Genomic DNA, 23015 nt, shown 5'->3' with positions numbered 1-23015 from the left:
GATCAGAGGCCACACTGAAAAGCCTCAGTCACTCGCCCTGCTGCGGCGGCCGTCCGTCCTGTCAGTGCCCTGTGGGGGGCTGGATGTAGTCCTCCAGGCGGGCCACGGCGAAGCCCTGCTCCTGGATGTGCTTGAGCAGGTGGGCGAACATCTGCGTCGTCGTGGTGCCCTTGAGCTCCGAAGGGCCGCGGAAGTGGGCCAGGATGATGTCCCCGGGATGCAGCTTCTTGTCCGGGTCCTGGTACGTCATGTTGTGTATCTGCATGGACTCCCGCCACCAGACGATCGCCCTGGGCCCGCACTCCGCCACCGCCGCCTTGGTGCCGGCGTTGTACGCGCCGTAGGGGGGCCTGAACAGCAGCGGTGCCGTGCCGTACTCCCGGGTGAGGATCTTCTGGTTACCGCACACCTCTTCCTTCTGCCGGGCCTGCGGGATCGTGTTCATCGGCGGGTGGTGCAGGGTGTGGTTCTGGACGTGGTTGCCCAACTCCTGCAACTGCTTGAAGTACCCGTAGTCGGACTTGATGACGTCGTTCGTCAGGAACATCGTGAGCGGGACCTTCAGATCCCGCATCATCTCGACGAACCTGGGATCCTTCTCCTGCCCGTCATCGACGGTGATGAAGACGACCTTCTGTGACGTCGTTATGTGCGTGAGGACCGGAACGGTACCGGAGACGGAGAGCTTCACGGGCTTGTCGGCAGGAGGCTGCGGGGCCGAGGGCAACGGCGTCAGGCCCCACTTGCGCCAGAGCGTAGCCTCGGCGGCACGCGCGGCTGCGGTCGTACCACCGGTGGCAGTGGGCCGCACTGGTGTGGGGGACGCGCCGACTGCGTGGCCACCGCCCACGTCGCACCCGCCCGCAGCCAGGGCCACCACAACCGCACTCGCCACCGCTCCGTACAGCCTGCCCCGCTTGTCGTACCGCTTCACCGTGCCGGTCTCCCCACAACTGCCGTGCTGCCGTGCTGCACGTGACTCCGTCGGAAGATCAGCCCGACTGTATGTAAAGAGGATCAATGCGGGAGGTTGGTTGCGGTCACGCAGTTGAGGAGTTGTCTCGTTGACCGATCCTCGGGCGTGCTACTGGCTCCGGGACTCGTCTCGTTCCTACAGGAGGCCGGCATGGCAGGGATCGACGACCCCGGCGACGTCACGGCGCGCTGCGGCTGGTCGTCATCACCCGGGGCATCCGGTCCGACGACATCGAATGGCGAGGCGGCGGTCCGGAGGTATGGCGCCAGGAGAGGTCAGACCTTCGGGTGAGACGCGCGCATGCCGACCGTCCCGTGGGGTGAAACTCCAGCCCGGGGGTGCGTCGACCCTCTCGCCATCCGCGGCCGTACCGCTCCGGCGGCAGGCGGCCGGCACCTGTCGCTCCATCTCGGGCGGCGACGGCTCCGCATTGCCGAGCCACATACGTGGCCCCGTCCTGCATCTGTCACCTACATGCCAAGGCTCACCCGCCTGGAAAAGGGAATGCTCGTGCAAGCCATCACCGTCCGGGACCGCGAGGCAGGGGTAGGGGTCAGGGGGCTGACCCTCGATGACCTCCCCCATCCCCACACCGCCGAGAACGACGTCATCGTGCACGTGCACGCCGCGGGCTTCACCCGAGGAGAACTCGACTGGCCCGCCACCTGGACCGACCGCGCAGGACACGACCGCACCCCGAGCGTGCCCGGACACGAGGTCTCGGGGGTGGTGGCGGAACTCGGCTTCGGCACGACCGGCCTCACCGTCGGACAGCGGGTCTTCGGACTGACCGACTGGGCCCGCCGCCTTCCGGGACCGCCGGGAGCGCCTGTCAGCGCCTCCGCAAGTGGTCGGTCAGACGGGACAGCAGTGGCAGGGTGGCGGCCAGCGTCTCGCGTTCCTCCGCGCTGAGGACATCGGCGATGGCCGTGCCGAGCAGGGCGGCGCGCCGGTGACGTTCCTCGTCGAGGCGGTCCGTGCCCGCCGGGGTGATGTGCAGGAGGTTCTTGCGCCCGTCGCTGGGGTGGGCCTCGGCGCGGACGAATCCCCGCTGGAGCAACTCCTTCACCGCCTTGGCGGCCGACTGGTGGCTGACCCCTCGCTCGTGAGCGACGTCCGCTGTGGTCATCGGGCCGCTGCGGTCAAGGTAGCCGAGGACAGCGGCCTCGCCGGGGGCCATCGTGTCGATCACGCGCACGGCTCGGACGAGCTGTCCCACGGCCGTACGGAGTTCCTCAGCCAGCTGCTTCTCGTCCATGGGACCAAAGCCTACTCGGCAACCCAGCTGTACAACTGGGGTGGCGATACATGTAATCAAGTTGTACAGTTTGGTTGCACGAAGCGGCCCCCAAGGAGGTCCACCATGAAGATCACCAAGCACGCGCACGCCTGCGTCACCGTCGAGAAGGACGGCACCCGTGTGGTCATCGACCCCGGCACCTTCACCCCGGACGCCGCAGAGACCATCGGGCGGGCCGAGGCCGTCCTGATCACCCACGAGCACTTCGACCACTTCGACGAGCACCTGATCGCCGAGGCCCTTCAGACCCGGCCCGAGCTGCAGGTCTTCGGCACGCCGGCCGTCGCCGCCGCACTCGGCGCCCAGGACGCCCGCGTACACACCGTGGTCGCCGGAGACACCTTCAGCGTCGGCTCCCTCACCGTCTCCGTGCACGGCCGGCGCCACGCCCTGGTCCATGCCGACATCCCCTGTCCCGACAACGTCGGCTACCTCTTCGACGGTGGGGCCCTCTACCACCCCGGCGACGCCTACTTCGCCCCCGACGACGTCATCCACACTTTGCTGCTGCCGACCAGCGGCCCGTGGACCAAGCTCGGCGAGGCCGCGGACTTCGTACGGACCGTCAAGCCGGAGCAGGTGCTCCAGATCCACGAGCTCATGCTCAGCGATCTCGGACAGCAGTCCACTGCCAACCTCCTCGGCGAGAAGGGCCTGACCGGCACCCCCATCATCCGGCTCGAGCCCGGCACCACCGTCCAGCTGTAGGACCGACCGCAAGGCCGCAGCCGCTCTGTCCTGTCGTCCTCCTAGGCATCCCCGAACCAGGAGCGGCCCTGGGCCCAGTGGGTCACCCACCCCGCGAAACCGGGTGTGCCCGGCATCAAGGAGGCGCCCGGCCGGGTGCCGAAGGGTATCGCTCCGTTCTCGTCGATCAGCCAGACGTGGCCGCGCTGCGGGCCGGTGACGATCAGCTGCCAGTACATGCCGCAGCCGTCGGTACCCAGCAGCAGTGAGCCGTGATCGAACACGGAGTCCATCCGCGCCTCGAACTCCTGCTCCGACAGCGCCTCATCGTCCCCTTCCTCCACCTCCCACAGCGACGCCGCCGTGAGCGGAAGGGCTCGGCAAGCAGCCGCTCGGGGCGGTCCGGGCCCCAGTCCGAGGGCGTTTGCGCGAGGGGCAACAGACCGTAGTAGGCGGTCCCGCGCGCAGTCCGTCGCAGATCTCCGCCACGAACGTCCGGTACGGCTCCGGGAGCACGATGTCGTGCTCCGCCTCGAAAAGACCGCACCGCCTCCCAACCGGCCGGCGGTACCGCCTCGGGACAGGGCACGAAGATCTCGCGGAGGATGGCCAACCCGGCTGGGTCACAGGTTTCCGTGTTCATGCCGGTCACCATGCAAGATCCGAAAGAGATGCCCCAGTACTCGCCCATGATCACAGGAACCGTCGGATGGGGGTGACGGCGGCTTCCTTGGCGCGCTGGAGTACGGCCCGCCGCCTCCAGCGGGCGAGGTCGATGTCCACACTGTGTCTGAGGTCCGCTTCGAAGTCGCGGTCGAGTGAGGCGGTGAAGGTTTCGTCGAGCACGGCGAGCATGACCTCTTCGTCATGGTCCATGGACCGGCGGTTGAAGTTCAACGGGCAGACAGACGAAGCAGACCTCCACTCTCGGCACGGCGGCGTCGGCGGCCGGAGCAGCACAAGACGCCGACGAGACGGCAGTGATACCAGCCACTGCCACAGTGAAGCCGGACAGCTGATGACGTCCAGACTCGTCCGACGACAACCACCCAACGCGACCGCTCTGCGGACGCTGTGCCCTAACAAGCCAACGTCCATGTCTGGGTGCGGCGTTCGGCGACAGACCAACTGCACCGCAGGACTAGACCAACAGGGGAACCGATGTCCAACTCAGCCGGCAACGTGCCGGATGCCAACCGCCGCCAGCCAAGACGGCACCTCATAACCGTCCAGGCGCTGGCAGCCGCACTCCTGGTCATTGCCGCCGCGGTCGTGTACACCCGAGGGGCATCGGCCGCCCCGACCTTGGCGTCTACGACGGAGCAGCCGCTGTCGACGGCCCAGCAGCAGGCGGGCATGACCTCCGGACAGCCCTTCGCCGACCCGCCGGTCCTCGACACCGCCACCAGCCCGAACATGACGATCACCCTCAACGCGCACGACACGCGTTTCGAGGTGGCGGGAAAGCAGGTGTGGGGCCAGTCCTACAACGGCTCGTTCACTGCCCCCACCCTGCACCTCCTGCCGGGCGAACACGCCACGATCACGCTGGTCAACAACCTTTCGGTAGCGACCAACCTGCACTTCCACGGCTTGCACGTCTCTCCGTCGAACGACTCGGACGATTCGTTCCTTTGCATCGCCCCGGGCACCACGTTCCACTACCGCCTGGACCTGCCCACCGATCACCCGGTCGGCACGTACTGGTACCACAGTCACGCCATGGGCACGACCTGCCCCTCGGACAGCTCCAGCATGGCAGGCATGGAGATGACACCGTCACCCAGCGCCAGCTTCTCCCCCGGCGACGTGGAGAACCAGATCTTCGCCGGCCTCTCTGGCGCCATGGTCGTCGGAGACGATCGGGCCCTGCTCCCGCCCGCCCTGCGGAACATCACCACGCACACCGTGAACCTGAAGGACGTTCAGCTCGACAAGACGGGTCACATCGTCCAGAACACCACCACCACGTCGATCGACTCCGACGCCCCGACGGTACGTCTGGTCAATGGGCAGCTGCTGCCCGCGCTCACCATCAAGCCCGGTGAGACTCAGCTATGGCGCCTGGGCAACGTTGGAGCTGACATCTGGTACCACCTCCAGCTCGACGGATACCGGTTCACAGTCATCGGCCAGGACGGCGTTCCGGCCGCCAAGGTGACCACGGCCGACACCCTGTTGCTGCCCCCCGGCAAGCGCTACGACGTGCTCGTCACCGCCAGCAGGCAGCCCGGCGGAACCACCCTGCGTAGCCTTGCTTTCAACAACGGGCCGGACGGTGATAATTACCCCGACACCCCGCTGTTCAAGGTCAATGTCGCCGGTCGCTCACAGGCCCAGCTCCCCACCGTCTCTGGCGCGCTGCCCTCCTCGCCTACCGACTTGTCCAACGCCTCCATCGCGCAGAACCGCAGCGTGACACTCAGCGGAAACGACTCGGAAGGCTTCCTCATCAATGGCCAGCAGTTCCGCATGGACTCCTCAGTGTTCAACACCCCCGCGAAGCTGAACACCGTGGAGGAGTGGACCATCACTAACGAGGCTGGCGAGGACCACCCCTTCCACATCCACACCAACTCCTTCCAGGTCATCTCGATCAACGGCGTACCCCAGTCCTTCGTCGGCCGCCAGGACACCATCCCGGTGCCCCACGCGGTCAACGGCGTGCCCGGCAAGGTGGTCATCCGCGTCCCCTTCTCCGACTTCACCGGCAAGGTCATGTTCCACTGCCACATCGCGGCCCACGAAGACAACGGCATGATGAGCTACATCAACGTCGTCGACTAGGACTTGTCCGATGGGTCGCGTGACGCTCCCGCTGGGCACTCGTTCCGTGGGACATGGGGCGGGGAGATCTTTCGGATGAAAAGTGGGCTCGACTGGAGCCGCACTTGCCGACGAATCGCGGGCGGGGTGGACGCTGGCAATCCCACCGCCGTGTGATCAACGGGATTCTGTTCCGGCAGCGGACCGGCCTCCCCTGGCGGGACCTGCCTCCCTGCTTCGGTAGCTGGAAGACGGTTCACGATCGTCATCGCAGGTGGTCGGCGGACGGCACGTGGGAGAGGATCCTGCGGGCCGTCCAGGCCGACGCCGATGCCGAGGGCCGGATCGACTGGAGCATGGTCAGCGTCGATTCCACGACTTGCCGCGCTCATCAGCACGCGGCTGGTGCCTCCACCCGTACCCCGAAAATCCCGGGTCGGCGCAGGAGCCCGGCGCGACGCCGTAATCGGCGTCACCTGCGCAGACGCCAGATCAAGCACACGATCCCGAGCCGAGAGACCAGCGGGCCAACCGCCGGCGCCGCGGCAGCCGAGGAGGCAAGGTCGGCGGAGCGGCTTTGGGCTGGAGCTGCTTTGGGGCGAGTGATCATGGCCCCGTAAGCTTGCGGCGCGTCGGGCAGTCTGTGGAACGGCGGCGGCGTGGCCGCCAACTCCCGGCTGCGCGTGCCGCGGCCCAAGCTGTGCACGGACAACGGCGCGATGGTCGCCGCGCTCGGCGCGGAGATGGTCGCCCGCAACGGACCGCCTCCGGCTGGGACCTGTCTGCGGACTCCTCGCTGCCGGTCACGGACCCGCACGTGCCCGCGCACGACCATGTGCACGAGGTCAACAAGGACAACCTGTACTCATGACCGTCGCGCTGATATAGGAGGCGCGGGCGGCCGAGGGCCGGGGCGCGGAGCTGCTGGACTGGGTCCGGTCCCGCGCCGTGGGACGGCACCCCGCTGCGCCGCGAGACCTTCCGCGCCCCGCAGGACCGCATCCTGGTCATCACCTGGCGGGACGCCCCCTACGACGCCGAGCTGCCCGAACTGCCCGAGCTCGACGGCAGTTTGGTCACCCGGGCGGTGCACCGGTGGCGGTTCGAGTCGCTGGGCTGAGCCGCCGCCCCTGCCGCCCGGCCGCTCCGGCGTCGAATTCGCGCCATTGTCGCGCCAATTCGGGGAGATCGCAAAGAGGAATCCTACTGGTTCGGTAGGAAACCTCGTCAAGGTAAAGGGTGGCAAAATTCGCAGGGGTGGCCTTGAAGCGCTTGCAATTCATCACCTAGGTTCCTGGCTTGGTTCATTCACCCGCCGATGACGCCGGCTCCGAGACCCGGACCGGCCGACCCTGGAGCGAGGATGCCCCACCCATCCGGCTCGCCCCTGTCCCTCTCCGACTTAGCCGAGTCCCTCGTCCACCACGACGAGATCTCCGCAGCCGCCCGCCTGCTGGCGGGACGCATCCGCCGCACTCCCGTGCTCCCGCTCGAGGGAAGCGAACTGCTACTCAAGGCGGAGCATCTGCAACTGCTCGGCTCCTTCAAGATTCGCGGCGCGCTGAACGCCGTCGCCGCCCTCTCCGAGGACGTCCGCGCCCGGGGAGTGGTCGCCTTCTCCAGCGGCAACCACGGCAAGGCCGTGGCCTACGCGGCTGGCCTGTACGGCATCAAGGCCACCGTCGTCATGCCGCACACCGCCCCCGCCGTGAAGGTCGACGGGGTGCGCGCGCTCGGCGCCAGCGTCGAACTGGTGACGCCCGAGCGGCGCGACGTGTACCCGTACGAACTCGCCGAACGCACCGGGGCGCACCTCGTCCACCCCTTCGACTCGCGCGCCGCGATCGCCGGGCACGGCACGCTCGCGCTGGAACTGCTGGAACAGGTCCCCGACGTCTCGGCCGTCCTCGTGCCGGTCAGCGGCGGCGGACTGCTCAGCGGCGTCGCCGCCGCCGTCAAGGCGCTGCGCCCGCAGGTTGCGGTCATCGGCGTCGAGCCGGAACTCGCCGGCGACGCCGCCGAGAGCCTGCGCCGCGGCGAGCGCGCCGTGTGGACAACGGCGGACGCCTACCGCACCTGCGCCGACGGGCTGCGCGCGACCACGCTCGGAACACTGCCCTGGGCGCACATACGGCGGCTCGTGGACGACATCGTCACCGTCTCGGAGGACGACATAACCGAGGCCCTGTGTTGTCTGGCCCGCCAGGGAAGACAGCTCGTCGAGCCGTCGGGAGCAGTGGCCCCGGCGGCTCTTCTGTGCGGCCGCCATGTGCCGCCCGCCACGGCGGGCCCGGTCGTGGCGGTCGTCTCCGGAGGGAACGCGGACCCCGCCCTGGTCGCCTCCCTGCTGACCGCACCGTCCTGAAATCGATCCAGACCATGTGACCGCACCGTCCTGAAATCGATCCAAATCATGGGGGAGCTTTGTCACCGCACGCTCGGACCTCGCTGCCGGCGGCATGCACGGAAGCGGAATTCGCCTACCAGTCCTTATCGTTCTACCGGGAGTTGATCGATCGTCACGGTCTCGCCGAGAACGGACGGCTTCGCCTGGCGTCGGAGAAGGAATTCCGCGCCCTGCCCTTCACCGGAAAGCCCGATTTCCGTCGCGGTTTTCCGGCCAAGGTGATCAACCCCGCGGAATCCCTGCCCGAACTGACCTACACCAGCAGCAGTTCCGGCACCACCGGGGACCGTCTGGTCACCGTGGTCCATCGGCCGCTCCTGGCCGAGCGCATGGCGGTCACCGCCGCCGCCCACCCGGCGCTCGGCGAGCGGCTCCTGGGCGCGGAGAACCGCCGAGTGGCCCGGCTCGCCGCGCCCAACTGCTCCGACGTGGAGTGCGCCACGCCGCTGTCCACCCGCGCCGACCGCACCCTGCCCGACGGAACCCTCGTCCTGTCCGTCTCCCACGACGTGCTCGCCACACCGGACGCGATGGTCGACCGGATGCTGGAGGAGATCACCGACCACGCGCCCGCCTGGCTCTACGCCGACCCCACCCACCTGGCCTTCCTCTGCCACCGGGCCCGCGCACGCGGCGTGACCCGCCTGCCGGTCCGGGCCGTCGTCCTGACCTACTCGCTGCTCACCTACGCCGCCCGCCGCGCGGTCACCGAGGCGCTGCCCGAGGACGCCGTGGTGGCGGAGGTACTCTCCATGTCGGAGTTCGGCTGGTTCGGGATCGAGTGCGCCCCCGGCGCGCGGCACCTGAACGAGGAGAACTTCCACCACGAGATCCTGCGCGAGGACGGCACCGAGGCCGGGCCGGGCGAGCTCGGCGAACTCGTCGTCACCAGCATCGGCGACCGGCTCTCACCGCACGTGCGCTACCGCACCGGCGACCTCCTGGAACCCGGCGGCGCCTGTGCCTGCGGAGCCCCGGGGCGCACCGTGGTCCACCACGGCCGCGCCTCCTCCCGCCTGCTCGACGGCCCCGGCGGACGTGCCGTGACACCCCGCCAGGTGGACGACACCCTCGCCGACGTGACCGGCGTACGCCACTACCGCGTCGACCAGAGCGAGCCCGGCACGGTCCGCTGCCGGATCATCACCTCCCCCGGCACCGACCCCGCCGAGGAGACCGGCGCCGTACGGGACCGGCTGCGCGCGCTGTTGCCGCACGTCGAACGCGTCGAGGTGGGCACCGTCGCCCACATCGAGGCCGAGCGGTCGGGCAAGTTCGCCACCTGCTCGGGACCGGGCCGGGTCCGCGAAGGAGCGCTGCTGTGACCGCCCTCGCCGACCCGCGTGCCGACTTCCCCCTGCTGCAGCGCACCGTGGACGCCGGACGCCTGGTCTACCTTGACAACGCTGCCACCACGCTCAAGCCGCACTCCGTCATCGACGCGATCGCCGGCTACTACGGCACCGTCGGCGCGAACATACACCGCGGCAAGCACATCCTGTCCGAGGAGGCGTCCGAGCGGTACGAGCAGGTCAGGGCCCGGATCGCGGAACGGCTGGGCGTGCCCCCGCGCAACGTGGTGTTCACGGCCGGCACCACCGAAGGCATCAACCTCGTCGCCGCCGGCCTGCCGCTGAAGGAGACCGACCTGGTCGCCCTGCCCGTCGACGCCCACCACTCCGCGCAACTGCCCTGGCGCGGGCGGTGCCGCACCACCTGGCTGGCCGCGGGGGAGCACACCACCGTCCACGAGGAGTCCTTCCAGGCCGTCCTGGAGAGCCGGCCCCGTGTCGTGGTCCTCACCGCCGCCTCCAACGTCACCGGCCACACGGCCGACGTGGACCGGCTCGCCGCCCTCGCCCACGAGGCGGGCGCCTGGACCGTCGTGGACGCCGCCCAGCTCGTCCCGCACCGGCTGCCGCGCGTCACCGCGGGCATCGACGCGCTCGCCTTCTCCGCGCACAAGATGCTCGGCCCCACCGGCATCGGCGTGCTCTGCCTCAGCGACCGGCTGATCGAGGCCATCACCCCCGACCGGCTCGGCGGCGGCACCGTCGACTGGGCCGACCAGGCCGGCTACCGGCTGCGCCGCGCCCCCTACCGTTTCGAGGCGGGCACCCCCAACATCAGCGGTGTCTACGGCTTCGGCGCCGCCTTGGAGTACCTCGACCGGACCGGCGCGGACACCGTCGTCGCACGGGACGCCGAGCTGCTCACCGCACTGCTGGAACAGGTGCGCGACCGGCCGTACCTCACGGCGCTCGGCGGGCTCGGCGACCGGGGACGCATCCCCGTGCTCACCGTCACCCTGCGAGGCGTACCCGACCCGTCGGCGATCGCCCGCGCGCTCAGCGACTCCTACGGCGTGATGTGCCGGTCGGGCCACTTCTGCGCCCAGCCGTACTTCACGGCCCACGACCACACGGCCGGGCTGCGGATCGCGCCGTACCTGTACAACACGCGCGAGGACATCGAGTACGCCTTCACCGCCCTGGACGAGGTCCACCGGCTGCTGGCGCGGAGCGTGTGACATGACCGAGCACACCGAGAGCTTCCACGAACGCTTCCGTGCGGTCGCGACCGCCGCGCCCGATCGCACGGCCGTGATCGGACCGGACGGCCGGCGCACCACCTACGCGGAACTGGCCGCGCTGACCGAGGCGGCCACCCGCTCCCTCGCCGCCCGGCTGCGCGCCGAGGACTGCGTGGTCGTGGAGGCCGAACGCTCCCCGCGCCACCTCGCCGCCATGCTCGCGGCCTGGCGGCTGGGCCTGGCCTACGTACCGCTGCGCGCCCACGAGTCACCCGCCCGGCGCGAGCACGTCCTGCGGCAACTCGCCGGCCGGGCCCTGCTCGTCTCCGGCGACGCCTCCGCCGCCCGCATCGGCCGGGTCGACCGGCGCCGGCACGGCGAGCTGCCCGAGCCGCTGCGCTGGCCCAGCGGCCAGGCGGCCTACGTCGTCTTCACCTCCGGCAGCACCGGCACACCCAAGGGGACCGTGCTCACCGCCGAGGGCTTCACCGCCCGGCTCGACTGGAGCCAGCGGTGCTACCCGCTCACCGCCGACGACGTGCTGCTGCAGCACACCGCGGTCTCCTTCGACTTCGCGGTGTGGGAGGCAGCGGCCGCCCTGCTGCACGGAGCCGCCCTGCTGCTCACCGAGGACGGCCCGTACACCGACCCCGAGGAGGCGGTGGAGTCGGCCGTACGGCACCGGGCCACCGTGGCCCACTTCGTCCCCTCGGTGCTCTCCCTGGTCGAGGTGTCCGGACTGCTCGCCGGGTGGACCTCCCTGCGCCTGCTCTACTCCGGCGGCGAGCAACTGCGCGGTACCCTCGCCCAGCGCGTGCTGCGCCAGGCCCCGCACACCCACCTGGTCAACCAGTACGGACCCGCGGAGACCTGCGTCGACTCCACCCACCACCCCTGCACCCCACCCCTGCCGGACGGCCCCGTGCCCATCGGCCGGGCCATCGACGGCACCCGGCTCACCCTGCTGCCGGTGCCCGGCCTCGGCCCGGACGCCGGGGAACTGCTCATCGGCGGCACCGGAGTCGGCTTCGGCTACCTGGACCCGGCCGACCCGGCCGGCGACCGCTTCGGCCACGACCGGCACGGCCGCACCTTCCGCACCGGCGACCTGGTGCGCCGGCTGCCGGACGGCGACCTGCTGTTCCTCGGGCGGGCCGACGACCAGGTGAAGGTCGGCGGTGTCCGGGTCGAGCTCGGGGAGATCGAGACGATCGCCGCCTCGTTCCCCGGCGTGACCGCCGCCGTCGCCCTGGCCGTGCCCGGCCCGGACGGCACCGCGCTCGACCTGGTGGTGGAGAGCCGCCGCGCCGATCTCGACGTACGAGCGCTGCGCGGCACGCTCACCGAACGGCTCATGGGTCCGGTGGCGCCGCGTCGGCTGCGCGTCGTCACGGCCCTGCCCCGCACCGCGGGCGGCAAGGTCGACCGGGCACGGCTGGCGGACGCACCCCGCCCGGCCGGCACGCCGCCGGCGCCCGGCGAACCCGCACAGGAGGCCTCCGTACAGGACACATCCGTACCGGTCCCTTCCGCGCCGGTCCCTTCCGTGCCGAGCCCTTCCGCGCCAGCCGCAACCGCCCACGCTTCCCGCGCACACGTCCAAGAGGAGATGCGTTGACTTCAGCGAACGACACCCGCGCCACGGATACCGCGGCCCAGGTGGCACAGGTCTGGACGGACGTCCTGGGCTGTCCCCCGCCCGGCGCGGACCAGCACTTCTTCGACGACCTGGGCGGCAACTCGCTGCTCGCCTACCAGGCGACCGTGCGGCTGCGCACGGCCCTGGACCGGCACGTGCCGCTCAAGCTGCTGTTCACCGCCCCGCGGTTCGCCGAGTACACCGCACAACTGGACGCCACCGCCGAGGAGGAGCAGCCCGCATGACCGACGGCTCGATCACCCTCGACGACTGCACCACGCACGGCACGTTCCCGCTGATCGTGACCGCGGACGGCGTCCGGGACGCCACCGGCTGGGCCGCCGCCCACGCCGAGCCGTTACGGACCGCGCTGCACCACTACGGCGCGGTGGTCCTGCGCGGCTTCCCCGTGCCGGACGAGCGCGCCTTCGAGGACGTCGTCCGCGCCCTGAGCGGCGGTTCCTGGGCCGAGTACACCGAGCGCGCCACCCCCCGCTCCCATGTGGCGGGCAAGGTGTTCACCTCCACCGAGTACCCGCCCGACCGCTCGATCTTCGTGCACAACGAGAGCTCCCACGTCCTGCACTGGCCCCGCCACCTGTACTTCTGGTGCGGCACGCCCGCGCAGGAGGGCGGCGAGACACCGGTGTGCGACACACGCCGCGTCCACCGCGCGCTCGACCCGGCGCTGCGCGAGCGGTTCACCTCCGAGGGGTGGATCTACCAGCGCACCTTCGGCACCGGCATCGGCTTCAGCTGGCAGTCCGTGTACGGCGTCGACACCTTCGAGGAGCTGGAGAAGTACTGCGCCGACCACAACATGGCGGTGCGCCGCGACGGCGAGACCGTGCGGGTGCGCTACCGGCGCTGGGCGGCGATCCGGCATCCGCAGACCGGCGAGGACAGCTGGTTCAACCACGGCGTGTTCTTCAACCGCTGGAACCTCGAACCCGAACTGCAGGAGTTCGCCGAGGAACTGGGCGAGGACACGCTGCCGTACAACACCCTGTACGGCGACGGCTCCCCGATACCCCGCGAGGTCATCGAGGAGATACGCGCCGCCTACGACGCCGCGACCGTCGCCGAGCCCTACCGGGCCGGTGACGTCATGGTCGTCGACAACATCGCCGTGGCCCACGGGCGCAGGCCTTACCGAGGGCAGCGGCGCATCCTGGTCACGATGACCGACCCCACCGACGGCACGGCCTTCGCGCCACCTGCCGTCGTGGCCACCCCCGGCTGGTAGCCGGACGGTCGCCCGGCGCGGAGCACACCGGCCCGCGCCGGGCGACCGCACCCGCAAACGAGTACGACGACAAGGGAAGAGCTTTCGTGAACATCGTGCTGTACGCCGTGATCGTGCTGTTCTGGGGCACGACGTGGATCGGCATCAAACTGCAGCTCGGCAGCGTGGATCCGGCGGTGTCGGTCGCGTACCGGTTTCTGCTGGCGGCCCTGTGCATGTTCGTGTGGACCACGGTCCGCCGGCTGCCGATGCGGTTCACGGTCCGCAGCCATCTGCGCTTCGCCCTCGTCGGCCTGCTGATGTACTCGACCAACTACGTGCTCTTCTACTACTGCTCGCAGCACCTCGTGTCCGGGCTGGTGTCGATCATCTTCTGCCTGTCGGTGGGCTTCAACATCGTCAACGGGCGCATCTTCCTCAAGCGGCCCATCTCCCGCACGGTCGTCCTCGGCGCGCTCGCCGGGCTGTGCGGTCTCGCCATGGTCTTCGCGGACGACATCGCCGGCACCGAGGCCGGCTCGGGGCTGGTGACCGGACTGCTGCTCGGGCTCGGCGCGACGCTGCTGTTCTCCTTCGGCAACATCGCCTCCTCCTGGAACCAGGCCCGCGCCGGCCTGCCGGTCGTGCAGTCCACCGCCTGGAGCATGCTGTACGGCGGCCTGTTCACCAGCCTGGGCTGCCTGGTGGCGGGCAACTCCTTCACCGTCGAGCCCTCGTTCAAGTACGTGGCCGGTCTGGTGTACCTGTCGGTGTTCGGCTCGGCCATCGCCTTCGTCACCTATCTGACGCTGCTGGCCCGGATCGGTCCCGACCGGGCGGCCTTCGCGACCGTCGTCTTCCCGCTGGTGTCCCTGTCGCTGTCGACGGTCTTCGAGGACTACCACTGGAGCCTGCTCGCCGTACTGGGCGTCCTGGTGGTCCTGTCGGCCAACGCGGTCATCCTGGGCGGGCCGCACCTGAAGGCCGCCCTCGGCCGCCTCCGCCCGGCCGGCGCCGACGCGGGTGCGAACGGCGCTGCGGTGCCGGCGGGTGAGCAGGCCGCCGTACCCGAGAGCGGGCCGGGCCGTGGCTGACGGCCGGCCGGGCGTCGCCCGGCGCTACTACCTGCTGCCCTACGCAGGCGGCGGCGCCGGGGCCTACCGGCGGCTGACGGAGCGGTGGCCGGACACCGTCGAGGCCGTTCCGCTGGGCTGGCGGCCGGCCGAGTACCTCGGCACGGGCGGCATCCGCCGGCTGGCCGCCGACCTGGCGCGGCGGGTGGCCGAGGACGAGGACCGCCGCCCGGCCGCGGGTTACGGCCTGTTCGGGCACAGCATGGGCGCGCTCGTCGCCTACGAGACCGCCGCCGCGCTGCTGGCCCTGGACTGCCCGCCGCCCGCGGTCCTCGTCGTCTCGGGCCGGGCGGCGCCCCAGTACGGCTTCCGCCCCGCCGTCGACCCGGACGTACCGCAGAGCACGGCGGCGTACCTGCGCTCGTGCGGCGGTGACCTGGCGGCGGCCGCTGAGGACCCCGAGTTCGTCGACCTGGTACGGGAACGGCTGCGGGACGACGTCCTGCTCGGCGGGGAGCACCTCCACCTGGACCGGCCGCCGCTGCCGCTGCCCCTCGTCGCCCTCGGAGGCCGCGACGACCCCCTCACCACACCGCGGGAGACGGCGGGCTGGCTGCGGCACAGCACCGATCCGGGCGGCCTGTGGATCTACCCGGGCGGCCACTGGTTCCTGTGGGACCACGTGCCGACGGTCGCGGACCGGCTGACGGCGGAACTGCACACCCGCACGGAGGCGAACACCCCGGCCGGAGAGCCGCACCGGCGCGGGTGAGCCCGCCGCGCCTACGGGGTTCGGGGGGCGGAGCCCCGGGGGTTCGCCCCCCGGGGCTCCGCGGCTCTTTCACGAGTCGGTGTCGACTGGTTCGGCGGTCGGTCGGCAGCGGACCACCGCGGCGGGGCCGTGGGGGGGCTGCGGGCCGGTGCGGGGCGGGAATGCGATCGCCGCCATGACAGCCCCGGGCCCGCCGAGACCCAGACCACAGGACGGTCCGGCCGGACCGCGAAGCTCGCCGAGATCGCGCGGGAAGCCGGCGTGTCGGCCCCGACAGTTTCGAAGGTCCTCAACGGACGCGCCGACGTCGCCCCGGCCATCCGCAGCCGTGTCGAGGAACTGCTGCGCACCCACGGCTACCGCCGCCGGCGCGCTGAGGCCAGCCGCTCGCCGCTGATCGACCTCGTCTTCCACGAGCTCGAGAGTGCCTGGGCGATGGAGGTCATCCGCGGCGTGGAGAACGTCGCCCGCGACGCCGGTCTCAGCGTGGTGCTCACCGAGAGCGCCGGGCGGCTCACCCCCGGCCGGACCTCGGCCGACCAGGTCGCCGCCCGCACGGCGTGATCCTGGTGCTCTCGGACCTCGACGAGTCCCAGCGGACGCTGCTGACCAGCCGGTCCGTCCCGTTCGTGGTGATGGACCCGGCCAGGCGCGGCCTTCAGCAGGACCGGACCACTCCAGGAGATCCACGACATGTCCGGCCTCGGCGGCAAGCCCGCCGCGCTTTCCGGCTTCGCGCACGCCCGCACCGTACAGCCCGGCTTCGAGCAGGCCGTCACCGCCCAGCTCACCCGCTTCTTCGGCCCGGCCGCCACCGCTCCCACCGCCCTGCACGTGCAGGACTGGAGCACGGAGCGCCGGACGTCCCCGTCCACGGTGCAGCGTCTCGCCGACTACTCGCTCGTCGGTCATTCCCTCCACCAGCGGCCAGCCCTCGACGGCCGGCTGCACTGCGCGTCCACCGAGACGGCGACCGAGTACGCCAGGCACGTCGAAGGCGCCCTCGCCGCAGGCGAAAGAGCCGCACGGTCGGTGCTGACGGCACTGAAGGACACCGACGTCCTGATCACCGAGCCCGCCCGGCTCTCCGATCCCGGCTGACGCCCCGCCCCACACACCGGCCTACCATCCACCGAACCCGATCTGGACCGTCAACCCCACCATGCCCGCAGCCCCCGCCCCGGAAGAGGACATGACCTCGCACGCACCCTCCCACGCGACGATCCACATACCCGATGCCGCTTCGTCACAGCGCCGCACCATTCGGGTCCTGGTCGCCGCGCAGATCCTCAGCGGCGCAGGTCTCGCCGCAGGCGTCACTGTCGGGGCCCTCCTCGCCCAGGACATGCTCGGCTCCACCACCCTCGCCGGCCTGCCCAGCGCCCTGTTCACGGCCGGATCCGCGCTCGCCGCCGTCGCCGTCGGCCGCATCTCCCAGGCGAGAGGCCGCCGTCCCGGCCTCGCCACCGGCTACCTCACCGGCGCCATCGGCTCGGCCGGCGTCATCACCGCAGCCCTTCTGGACAACCCGGTCCTGCTGTTCCTCGCCCTGTTCGTCTACGGCGCCGGCACCGCCACCAACCTCCAGGCCCGCTACGCCGGAGCCGACCTCGCCGCCCCCGGCCACCACGCCCGCGCGGTCTCCACCGTCCTGGTCGCCACCACCCTCGGCGGCGTCGCAGGACCCAACCTCGCCGCCCCCACCAGCAACTTCGCCGAGCACCTCGGCATCCCAAACCTTGCCGGGCCGTTCCTCCTCTCCGGCGCTGCTTATGCGTTGGCCGCGCTCGTCCTCGCCCTGTGGCTGCGGCCCGATCCGCTGCTCCTGGCCCGCTCCATCGCCAACGCCAATGAAGCTGACGCCAACCCGGCCGCCGCCGAAGCCACCGATGCGAACGAGGGTCGCGGAGGCGTGGTCCTCGCCGCCCTGGTCATGATCCTCACCCAGCTCGTCATGGTCGCGATCATGACGATGACCCCGGTCCACATGCACGACCACGGACACGGCACCGCCGCCTCCGGCTTCGTCATCGCCCTCCACATCGGCGCCATGTACCTGCCCTCACCCCTGACCGGCTGGCTCGTCGACCGCTACGGACGCATGAAGATCGCCGCCGTCTCCGGCATCACCCTGCTCGCCGCAGGTGTCCTGGCCGCCGCCGCGCCCGGCGACTCCGTCGCCCTCCTCGCGCTCGCCCTCGCCCTGCTCGGCCTGGGCTGGAACCTCGGCCTCGTCGCAGGCACCGCGATCATCACCGACACCGTGCCACTGGCCACCCGCGCCAAGACCCAGGGCATGGTCGACGTCTCCATCGCCATCGCTGGCGCCACCGGCGGCATGGCCTCCGGCATCATGGTCGCCGCCACCAGCTACCCCGCCCTCGCCCTTTCCTGCGGCATCCTCTCCCTCGCCCTCCTACCCGCCGCCGCCGCCACCGCCTACCGCCGATGAGCACCGTCAACGCCGGCATCCCCACGCCGGACATCACCGTCGACGGCGCCGGGCTGCTCTGCGTCACCCTCCTGCTGCGCCTGCGCAAAGAGATCGACAGCGCCGAGCCAGGCACCATCGTGCACGTCATCGCCACCGACCTCGCCGCACCGCTGGACCTCCCCGCCTGGTGCCACATGACCTGACCTGACCACCGGCGAGGTGCAGGCCCACTTGTCCGAGGTCTACGGTGCCGAGGTCTCCCGCCAGACCATCTCCACCATCACCGACAAGGTCCTCGAGGGCATGGCCGAGTGGCAGAGCAGGCCCCTCGACGCCGTCTGTCCGGTCGTCTTCATCGACGCCATCCACGTGAAGATCCGCGACGGCGCGGTCGCCAACCGGCCGATCTACGTGACCCTCGCGGTCACGGTTGAGGGCCGGCGCGAGATCCTGGGTCTGTGGGCCGGCGACGGCGGCGAGGGCGCCAAACACTGGCTGCATATCCTCACCGAGATCAAGAACCGCGGCGTGAACGACGTGCTGATGTTGGCCTGCGACGGCCTGAAGGGCCTGCCCGAGGCGGTGGAGACCGTCTGGCCCCGCACCATCGTGCAGACCTGCGTGGTGCACCTGCTGAGGAACTCTTTCCGCTATGCCGCCCGTCAGGACTGGGACAAGATCGCCAAGCGCCTCAAGCCCGTCTACACGGCTCCGACCGAGGAAGCCGCCCTGGAGCGGTTCGCGGAGTTCGCCGACGCCTGGGGTCGGAAGGATCCGGCGATCGTCAAACTGTGGGAGAACGCCTCGGAGGAATTCACTCCCTTCCTGCAGTTCGACACCGAGATCCCCAGGATCGTCTGCACCACCAACGCGATTGGCCGCGTGGGATCCGCTTGTACGAGCTCGACCTGCCGCCGGTCTTCGAGTTCAAGCACCGTGTGCTGGCGGCGGAGTCCGCCGTAGCGCGCTGCGACAGAACGGCCCTTCCCGTGGACCTGCTGCATACCGCCTGGGCCGATCGGCTGATCGACGCGGGGTTCAACCCGGCGCAGCCAACCGCCTGGGGTGTCGAAGGCCTGCTGGTCTATCTCACCGAAGAGGAGGCGGCCGGGCTGCTCACCACGGTCGGTGAACTGTCCGCCCCGGTCAGCCGGCTCGTCTTGGAGCGGGGACGCAGCGGGCAGACCGTTCTCGACGATCCGTCGGTCGCGCACATCACCTCGCTGTGGAAGGGCGCCCTGGGTTCGAGGACCGCCGACTGGCTCGGCGACCACGGCTGGCACACCCGGATCCATCCACTGGACGCCGTCGCTGACCACTACGGCCGGCCAACAGCCAATCCGTCCGGCACTGGCTTCATCACGGCCGTACGCGGCACGAGCCAAGCGTTGTCCTAGCTCACCGAGCGCCTGTTCCGGCCGGCCTGTTCCAGCCGGTTCACCGTGGTTCTTGGTCCGTCGGTCAGCGGCGAGCCCTCCCTGCTGTGTGCGGGCCCCGCCCCCGGCCTGCGCACAGCGGAGCCGGCCGGGCCGCGGCCGCGGCCGCCGCCGAACGTGTGCTCATCCCGGCGAGCCTCGCCTCCGCGATGGCGCCCACCCTGCGGCACGCTGTCCGGGTTACGCGTGCCGCCGGAAGCGACCCCTGTCCTACGGGAGCCAGGAAGAGGGACGAAAGCCCAGTTGACGATTGCTGCGCGGTGCGGCGCGCTCCGGCCGTCGTCGGGGCCGGTCAGGCGCAGCCGCGCCGCCAGTTCCAGCCGATGAAGGTGTGACGCAGGTTCACCTCGAAGTGGCACAAGGCGGTGCCGTCGGCCTTGAGGTCGACGTACGAGTGGTGGGTGTTGGCGTACCAGGCCCCGGTCGCGTCGAAGATTCCGCGGTAGGTGAAGTCCGCGTGTGCCTCGCTGCGGGAGGCGGGGCAGCCGGTGGCGCAGTCGACGCCCTCGGTGGCCGACTTCCGCGACCAACCCGCATCCCACGGCTCACGGTTCCACTGCTGGCTGGCGCCTGCGCCCGCGCTCACGACGCGACCGCCTTCGGTGGCCCAGTGCGACGTCAAGTACAGGGCGGTCATGCGGATATGGCAGCAGTCGTACATCTCGTTCCAGCTGGAGAGCCGATGCCAGCCGCTCTCGGTGTCTTTGGTCCCGGCCCCTGCCGCGGTTCCGCCGGCCCGGCCGAGCGGCGTCAGCCGCACCTCACCGAGCCGTGGCCTGCAGTCCACGCCGATCGAGACCTCCTGCTGTACGGCCATACCCACGGGCGGTGCGGGCAGTGAGCCCGTCAACCGCAGATCGCCACAGGAGCGGTCGGCCCGTGCCCCCTCGCCGGCCGCGGACGCCGGAACGGCCGCGAAGGAGAGCAGAACGGCGACGAGCGCTGAGCGACAAGCGATTCGGATATGCACGTCTCGTTTCTTCCTTCAGCTGCTGACTCAGTCCGATGCCCACGAGCGGCACCTTGTGAGGGCTCGTGCGCAGTACGTCCGTGATCTGCCCGGCAGATCGAGGAAGCACAAGGGCCCGTCTCTCCCATCGAGACGGAGTTCATACCTCACCAGCAACTACCCGACCGCGCATGTCCCTTGGAACAAAGCTTCTGAGCCAATCCGCTACATTCTCGACGCTCCGCAGTCCTAGTGAGATACACAATGGGCGCCGTCAGCGCGCTTCGGCCCCTGACACAACACAGGGGCAGACTCAGGGGGTCTGATGAAGATGCGACTGGTCTGGGGGGCCGCTGCGGCGGCCGCCGCAGCCATCGCGGCGCGGGCAGCGGCCGGCCGGATCGAACGTCGGCCGGATCCAGTCCCCTACGAACGGCTCCGCCGCGAGCCCGAGGGCGAGGAAGTGCTGCTCTCTCGCCCCGACGGGACGGTGCTGCGCACCCTCGTCGCGGGTGACGGGCCACCGGTGGTACTGGCCCACGGATACGGTGTCTCTCTCCTGGAGTGGAATCTGGTGCAGGCCACCCTGGTGGCGAGCGGTCACCGTGTCATCGTCTTCGATCAGCGCGGCCATGGACGGTCGACGTTCGGCACGGACGGCATCGGCTCCGGACCCATGGCGCAGGACTACCTGGCGGTCCTCGAACACTTCAACGTACGCGACGGGGTGCTCGTCGGGCACTCCATGGGCGGATTCCTCGCGCTTCGTGCCGTGCTCGACCACCCCGGCGTCGCCCGGCGGCTGCACCGTCTGGTGCTCTTCGCGACCTGGGCGGGCCGTATCTATGACGGAGCGCCGCACAACCGGCTGCAGATCCCGCTGCTGGAGACGGGCATCCTCCAGCGGCTGGCACGGACCCGCACGGGCGGAATCCTCTTCGGAGCCGCTCAGTGCGGAACACACCCCTCTCCAGCGACGATCGCGGTCTTCCTCGAGGTCTTCCTCCACCAGGACCACCGCTCCCTCGTGCCGGTCGTGCGGGCTTTCGCCCGCGAGGACCGCTACCCTCGTCTCACCGAGATCACGGTCCCCACCGTCATCATGGTCGGCTCGGCCGATCGCAGCACACCCCCCAGCCACGCCAGGCGCCTGGCCACCGGAATACCGGGCGCACGGCTGGTCACCGTGCCGGACGCCGGACACATGTTGAACTGGGAGGCCCCGCACGCCCTGGTGCAGGCTGTCGTCTCCCTGCACAAGGCTTCTTGACCAACCTGACGGAGCAACAGGATCAGACGGAGGCCGCCCTCACGCCCGCAGAACTGCGAAAAGCCCAGCCAAGTTCGACACCGCACCTCAAACGGCAAACCGAGCTCGTTTCTTTAACCTTTCAACTGTTGTAGGGCGACCGCCTTGCAGCGCACCATGACACCGAGGTCGTCAGTGCTCTCCCGTCGCCGACTAGGGCCTGTCTCTTTGACCCGCTCTGGCGTCGCTGGTGCCGTCGCATGAGTGACGAGCTTGGGTCACCCGGTGGGCTTGACGGCGTGTCCGGTCACAGTGAGCCCGAGCCCGATGATGAGGGTCGTCCATGAGACGAAGGCCAAGCTGGAGACCATGAACAGCATGCCGATTCCCCAAAGTCTGGGGTTGCGTACTGTTCTGCCGAGCCATCGTCCAGGCACTCGGTTGCAGATCAGGGCGTAGATACCGAGCCAGGCACCGGTCATCCCCAGAACTGCCATGGCGACGAGCACAAGCGTCAAGAGTTCACCGAAGGCCATCGTTCCCCCCAAGTTCGGCTGCTGCAAAGCTACTCGTCGGGTCACGCGAACGGGTCAACGGGTCCTGTTGCGGGACTCGTGAGGGGCGCGTGTCTCCCCAGTGGGCTGGACAGTTGATCGGATATGTCCGTCCGGCTAGTGATCAGTGATGCGATGTGGGACCGGATCGAGCCGCTGATGCCGGCCAATCCGCCCCGGGGCCGACGGTGGGCCAACCACCGTCGCACGCTGGAAGCCATCGCGTGGAAGTACCGCACCTGCTCGCCATGGCGGGACCTGCCTGCCGAACTCGGCCCCTTCCAGACCGCTCACAAACGCCTGATCAGGTGGGCAGTCGACGGCACCTGGGAGAAGATCCTCGCCGCGGTCCTGGCCGCGGCCGACGCCGATGCCGACATCGGCTGGACCGTGTCGGTCGACTCCACCGTTGTCCGGGCCCACCAACACGCCGCCGGAGCCCCCAAAAAGGGGCATTCTGCGGAAACGAGCCGACCGACCACGCGCTGGGGCGCTCCCGTGGCGGGCTGAGCACCAAGATCCACCTAGCGGCGGACAGTCGTGCACGACCCCTGGCTCTGACCGTCACCGCGGGCCAGGCCGGTGACGCGCCCGCCTTTGAGACGGTCATGGCGCGCATCCGCGTGCCGAGAACCGGTCCCGGCCGGCCCCGGACCCGCCCCGTCATGGTCCTGGCGGATCGCGCCTATTCATCCCGTTCAATCCGCAGCCACCTGCGCCGCCGCGCGATCCGCGCGGTCATCCCGCAACCGTCCGACCAGATCGGCCACCGCCTGCGGCGAGGCCGTCGAGGCGGCCGCCCACCCGGCTTCGACGTGGACGCCTACAAACAGCGCAACACCGTCGAGCGGTGCATCAACCGCCTCAAGCAGTGGCGCGGCCTCGCCACACGGACCGACAAGCTCGCGATCGCCTACCAAGCCGCTCTCCACCTCGCCGCCATCCTCATCTGGACACGGCGATAACGACCAAAGAGACAGACCCTAGTACTGCAACGGTGTCTACCGTGACTGCT

At 70.2% G+C, this 23015-nt stretch carries 20 protein-coding genes and 8 pseudogenes; 22 read left to right on the top strand and 6 right to left on the bottom strand.

The annotated features are described in order from the left end of the window. Positions 1-61: 61 nt before the first annotated feature. Positions 62-691, bottom strand: a complete 630-nt coding sequence (locus AB0J12_RS31105; protein ID WP_363267892.1) for a polysaccharide deacetylase family protein — start codon at positions 689-691, stop codon at positions 62-64. Positions 692-1486: 795 nt separating this feature from the next. Here AB0J12_RS31105 and AB0J12_RS31100 point away from each other — a divergent pair. Beyond that, positions 1487-1774: pseudogene (locus AB0J12_RS31100) on the top strand (alcohol dehydrogenase catalytic domain-containing protein); the annotation flags it as partial. Between the two features lie 34 nt (positions 1775-1808). Here AB0J12_RS31100 and AB0J12_RS31095 read toward each other — a convergent pair. Then, complete coding sequence (locus tag AB0J12_RS31095; RefSeq protein WP_363267891.1) at positions 1809-2234, bottom strand: MarR family transcriptional regulator; 426 nt, start codon at positions 2232-2234, stop codon at positions 1809-1811. A gap of 105 nt (positions 2235-2339) precedes the next feature. Here AB0J12_RS31095 and AB0J12_RS31090 point away from each other — a divergent pair, with 105 nt between their 5' ends. Then, positions 2340-2984: an MBL fold metallo-hydrolase gene (locus AB0J12_RS31090; RefSeq protein ID WP_363267890.1), complete on the top strand. Its 645-nt coding sequence runs from the start codon at positions 2340-2342 to the stop codon at positions 2982-2984. 41 nt (positions 2985-3025) lie between these two features. Here AB0J12_RS31090 and AB0J12_RS31085 read toward each other — a convergent pair. Continuing rightward, positions 3026-3618, bottom strand: a pseudogene (locus AB0J12_RS31085) (SMI1/KNR4 family protein). A 38-nt stretch (positions 3619-3656) separates the two neighbouring features. Then, positions 3657-3857, bottom strand: a pseudogene (locus AB0J12_RS31080) (cardiolipin synthase B); the annotation flags it as partial. A 267-nt stretch (positions 3858-4124) separates the two neighbouring features. On the opposite strand from AB0J12_RS31080, the gene AB0J12_RS31075 reads away from it, so the two are divergent. The 18 genes and pseudogenes from AB0J12_RS31075 (at position 4125) to AB0J12_RS30990 (ending at position 19209) form a co-directional block, all read left to right on the top strand. Beyond that, a complete protein-coding gene (locus tag AB0J12_RS31075) occupies positions 4125-5750 on the top strand; it encodes a multicopper oxidase family protein (protein ID WP_363267889.1) in 1626 nt (541 codons plus the stop codon). Positions 5751-5803: 53 nt separating this feature from the next. After that, positions 5804-6291, top strand: a pseudogene (locus AB0J12_RS31070) (IS5 family transposase); the annotation flags it as partial. A gap of 112 nt (positions 6292-6403) precedes the next feature. Continuing rightward, a pseudogene (locus AB0J12_RS31065) lies at positions 6404-6600 on the top strand (tRNA (adenosine(37)-N6)-threonylcarbamoyltransferase complex transferase subunit TsaD); the annotation flags it as partial. 50 nt (positions 6601-6650) lie between these two features. Continuing rightward, positions 6651-6849, top strand: a pseudogene (locus AB0J12_RS31060) (hypothetical protein). A 243-nt stretch (positions 6850-7092) separates the two neighbouring features. Next, positions 7093-8094, top strand: coding sequence for a threonine/serine dehydratase (locus AB0J12_RS31055; protein ID WP_363267888.1), 1002 nt, complete (start codon positions 7093-7095; stop codon positions 8092-8094). Between the two features lie 143 nt (positions 8095-8237). Beyond that, positions 8238-9461 carry a hypothetical protein gene (locus tag AB0J12_RS31050; protein ID WP_363267887.1) on the top strand — a complete coding sequence of 408 codons (1224 nt, stop codon included), beginning with the start codon at positions 8238-8240 and terminating at the stop codon, positions 9459-9461. Then, a complete protein-coding gene (locus AB0J12_RS31045) occupies positions 9458-10666 on the top strand; it encodes an aminotransferase class V-fold PLP-dependent enzyme (RefSeq protein ID WP_363267885.1) in 1209 nt (402 codons plus the stop codon). The genes AB0J12_RS31050 and AB0J12_RS31045 overlap by 4 nt, the downstream gene beginning before the upstream one ends. A 1-nt stretch (position 10667) precedes the next feature. Next, positions 10668-12287: an AMP-binding protein gene (locus tag AB0J12_RS31040; RefSeq protein WP_363267884.1), complete on the top strand. Its 1620-nt coding sequence runs from the start codon at positions 10668-10670 to the stop codon at positions 12285-12287. After that, entirely contained in the window at positions 12284-12553 is a 270-nt protein-coding gene (locus AB0J12_RS31035) for a phosphopantetheine-binding protein (protein WP_361621997.1), read from the top strand. The genes AB0J12_RS31040 and AB0J12_RS31035 overlap by 4 nt, the downstream gene beginning before the upstream one ends. Next, a complete protein-coding gene (locus AB0J12_RS31030) occupies positions 12550-13554 on the top strand; it encodes a TauD/TfdA family dioxygenase (protein ID WP_363267883.1) in 1005 nt (334 codons plus the stop codon). The genes AB0J12_RS31035 and AB0J12_RS31030 overlap by 4 nt, the downstream gene beginning before the upstream one ends. Before the next feature lie 86 nt (positions 13555-13640). Continuing rightward, positions 13641-14627 carry an EamA family transporter gene (locus AB0J12_RS31025; protein WP_363267882.1) on the top strand — a complete coding sequence of 329 codons (987 nt, stop codon included), beginning with the start codon at positions 13641-13643 and terminating at the stop codon, positions 14625-14627. Next, on the top strand, positions 14620-15378 hold the full coding sequence (locus AB0J12_RS31020) for a thioesterase domain-containing protein (RefSeq protein WP_363267881.1): 759 nt from the start codon (positions 14620-14622) through the stop codon (positions 15376-15378). The genes AB0J12_RS31025 and AB0J12_RS31020 overlap by 8 nt, the downstream gene beginning before the upstream one ends. A 138-nt stretch (positions 15379-15516) precedes the next feature. Next, positions 15517-16025, top strand: a pseudogene (locus AB0J12_RS31015) (LacI family DNA-binding transcriptional regulator); the annotation flags it as partial. 46 nt (positions 16026-16071) lie between these two features. Further along, positions 16072-16479 carry an FAD-dependent oxidoreductase gene (locus tag AB0J12_RS31010; RefSeq protein WP_363267880.1) on the top strand — a complete coding sequence of 136 codons (408 nt, stop codon included), beginning with the start codon at positions 16072-16074 and terminating at the stop codon, positions 16477-16479. Between the two features lie 91 nt (positions 16480-16570). After that, a complete protein-coding gene (locus AB0J12_RS31005; RefSeq protein ID WP_363267879.1) occupies positions 16571-17830 on the top strand; it encodes an MFS transporter in 1260 nt (419 codons plus the stop codon). Continuing rightward, positions 17827-18015: a sulfurtransferase TusA family protein gene (locus AB0J12_RS31000; protein WP_363267878.1), complete on the top strand. Its 189-nt coding sequence runs from the start codon at positions 17827-17829 to the stop codon at positions 18013-18015. Before AB0J12_RS31005 ends, AB0J12_RS31000 begins: the two co-directional genes overlap by 4 nt. Before the next feature lies 1 nt (position 18016). Beyond that, positions 18017-18688 (top strand): annotated as a pseudogene (locus AB0J12_RS30995) (IS256 family transposase); the annotation flags it as partial. A gap of 17 nt (positions 18689-18705) precedes the next feature. After that, on the top strand, positions 18706-19209 hold the full coding sequence (locus tag AB0J12_RS30990) for an SAM-dependent methyltransferase (protein WP_363267877.1): 504 nt from the start codon (positions 18706-18708) through the stop codon (positions 19207-19209). Positions 19210-19540: 331 nt separating this feature from the next. Here the strand turns inward: AB0J12_RS30990 and AB0J12_RS30985 are convergent, their stop codons facing one another. Then, positions 19541-20065, bottom strand: coding sequence for a hypothetical protein (locus AB0J12_RS30985; RefSeq protein WP_363267876.1), 525 nt, complete (start codon positions 20063-20065; stop codon positions 19541-19543). A gap of 457 nt (positions 20066-20522) precedes the next feature. On the opposite strand from AB0J12_RS30985, the gene AB0J12_RS30980 reads away from it, so the two are divergent. Continuing rightward, the gene (locus AB0J12_RS30980; RefSeq protein ID WP_363267875.1) at positions 20523-21467 is read left to right on the top strand and encodes an alpha/beta fold hydrolase; all 945 of its coding nucleotides are present in this window, start codon (positions 20523-20525) and stop codon (positions 21465-21467) included. 257 nt (positions 21468-21724) lie between these two features. Here AB0J12_RS30980 and AB0J12_RS30975 read toward each other — a convergent pair whose 3' ends face one another. Next, positions 21725-21982, bottom strand: a complete 258-nt coding sequence (locus tag AB0J12_RS30975; RefSeq protein ID WP_363267873.1) for a hypothetical protein — start codon at positions 21980-21982, stop codon at positions 21725-21727. A 123-nt stretch (positions 21983-22105) separates the two neighbouring features. Between AB0J12_RS30975 and AB0J12_RS30970 the strand changes: the two genes are divergently transcribed. After that, positions 22106-22965 (top strand): IS5 family transposase gene (locus AB0J12_RS30970; protein ID WP_363267872.1). Its coding sequence is split into 2 segments (ribosomal slippage): positions 22106-22466 and positions 22466-22965, totalling 861 coding nucleotides; the frame shifts between segments, so codons are not numbered across the junction. Positions 22966-23015 lie beyond the last annotated feature (50 nt).

It is taken from the genome of Streptomyces sp. NPDC049915 (assembly GCF_040656475.1).
Taxonomy (GTDB): Bacteria; Actinomycetota; Actinomycetes; order Streptomycetales; family Streptomycetaceae; genus Streptomyces.
Note: the sequence above shows the minus strand (reverse complement) of the source record. Positions and strands in the feature narration are given on the sequence as shown.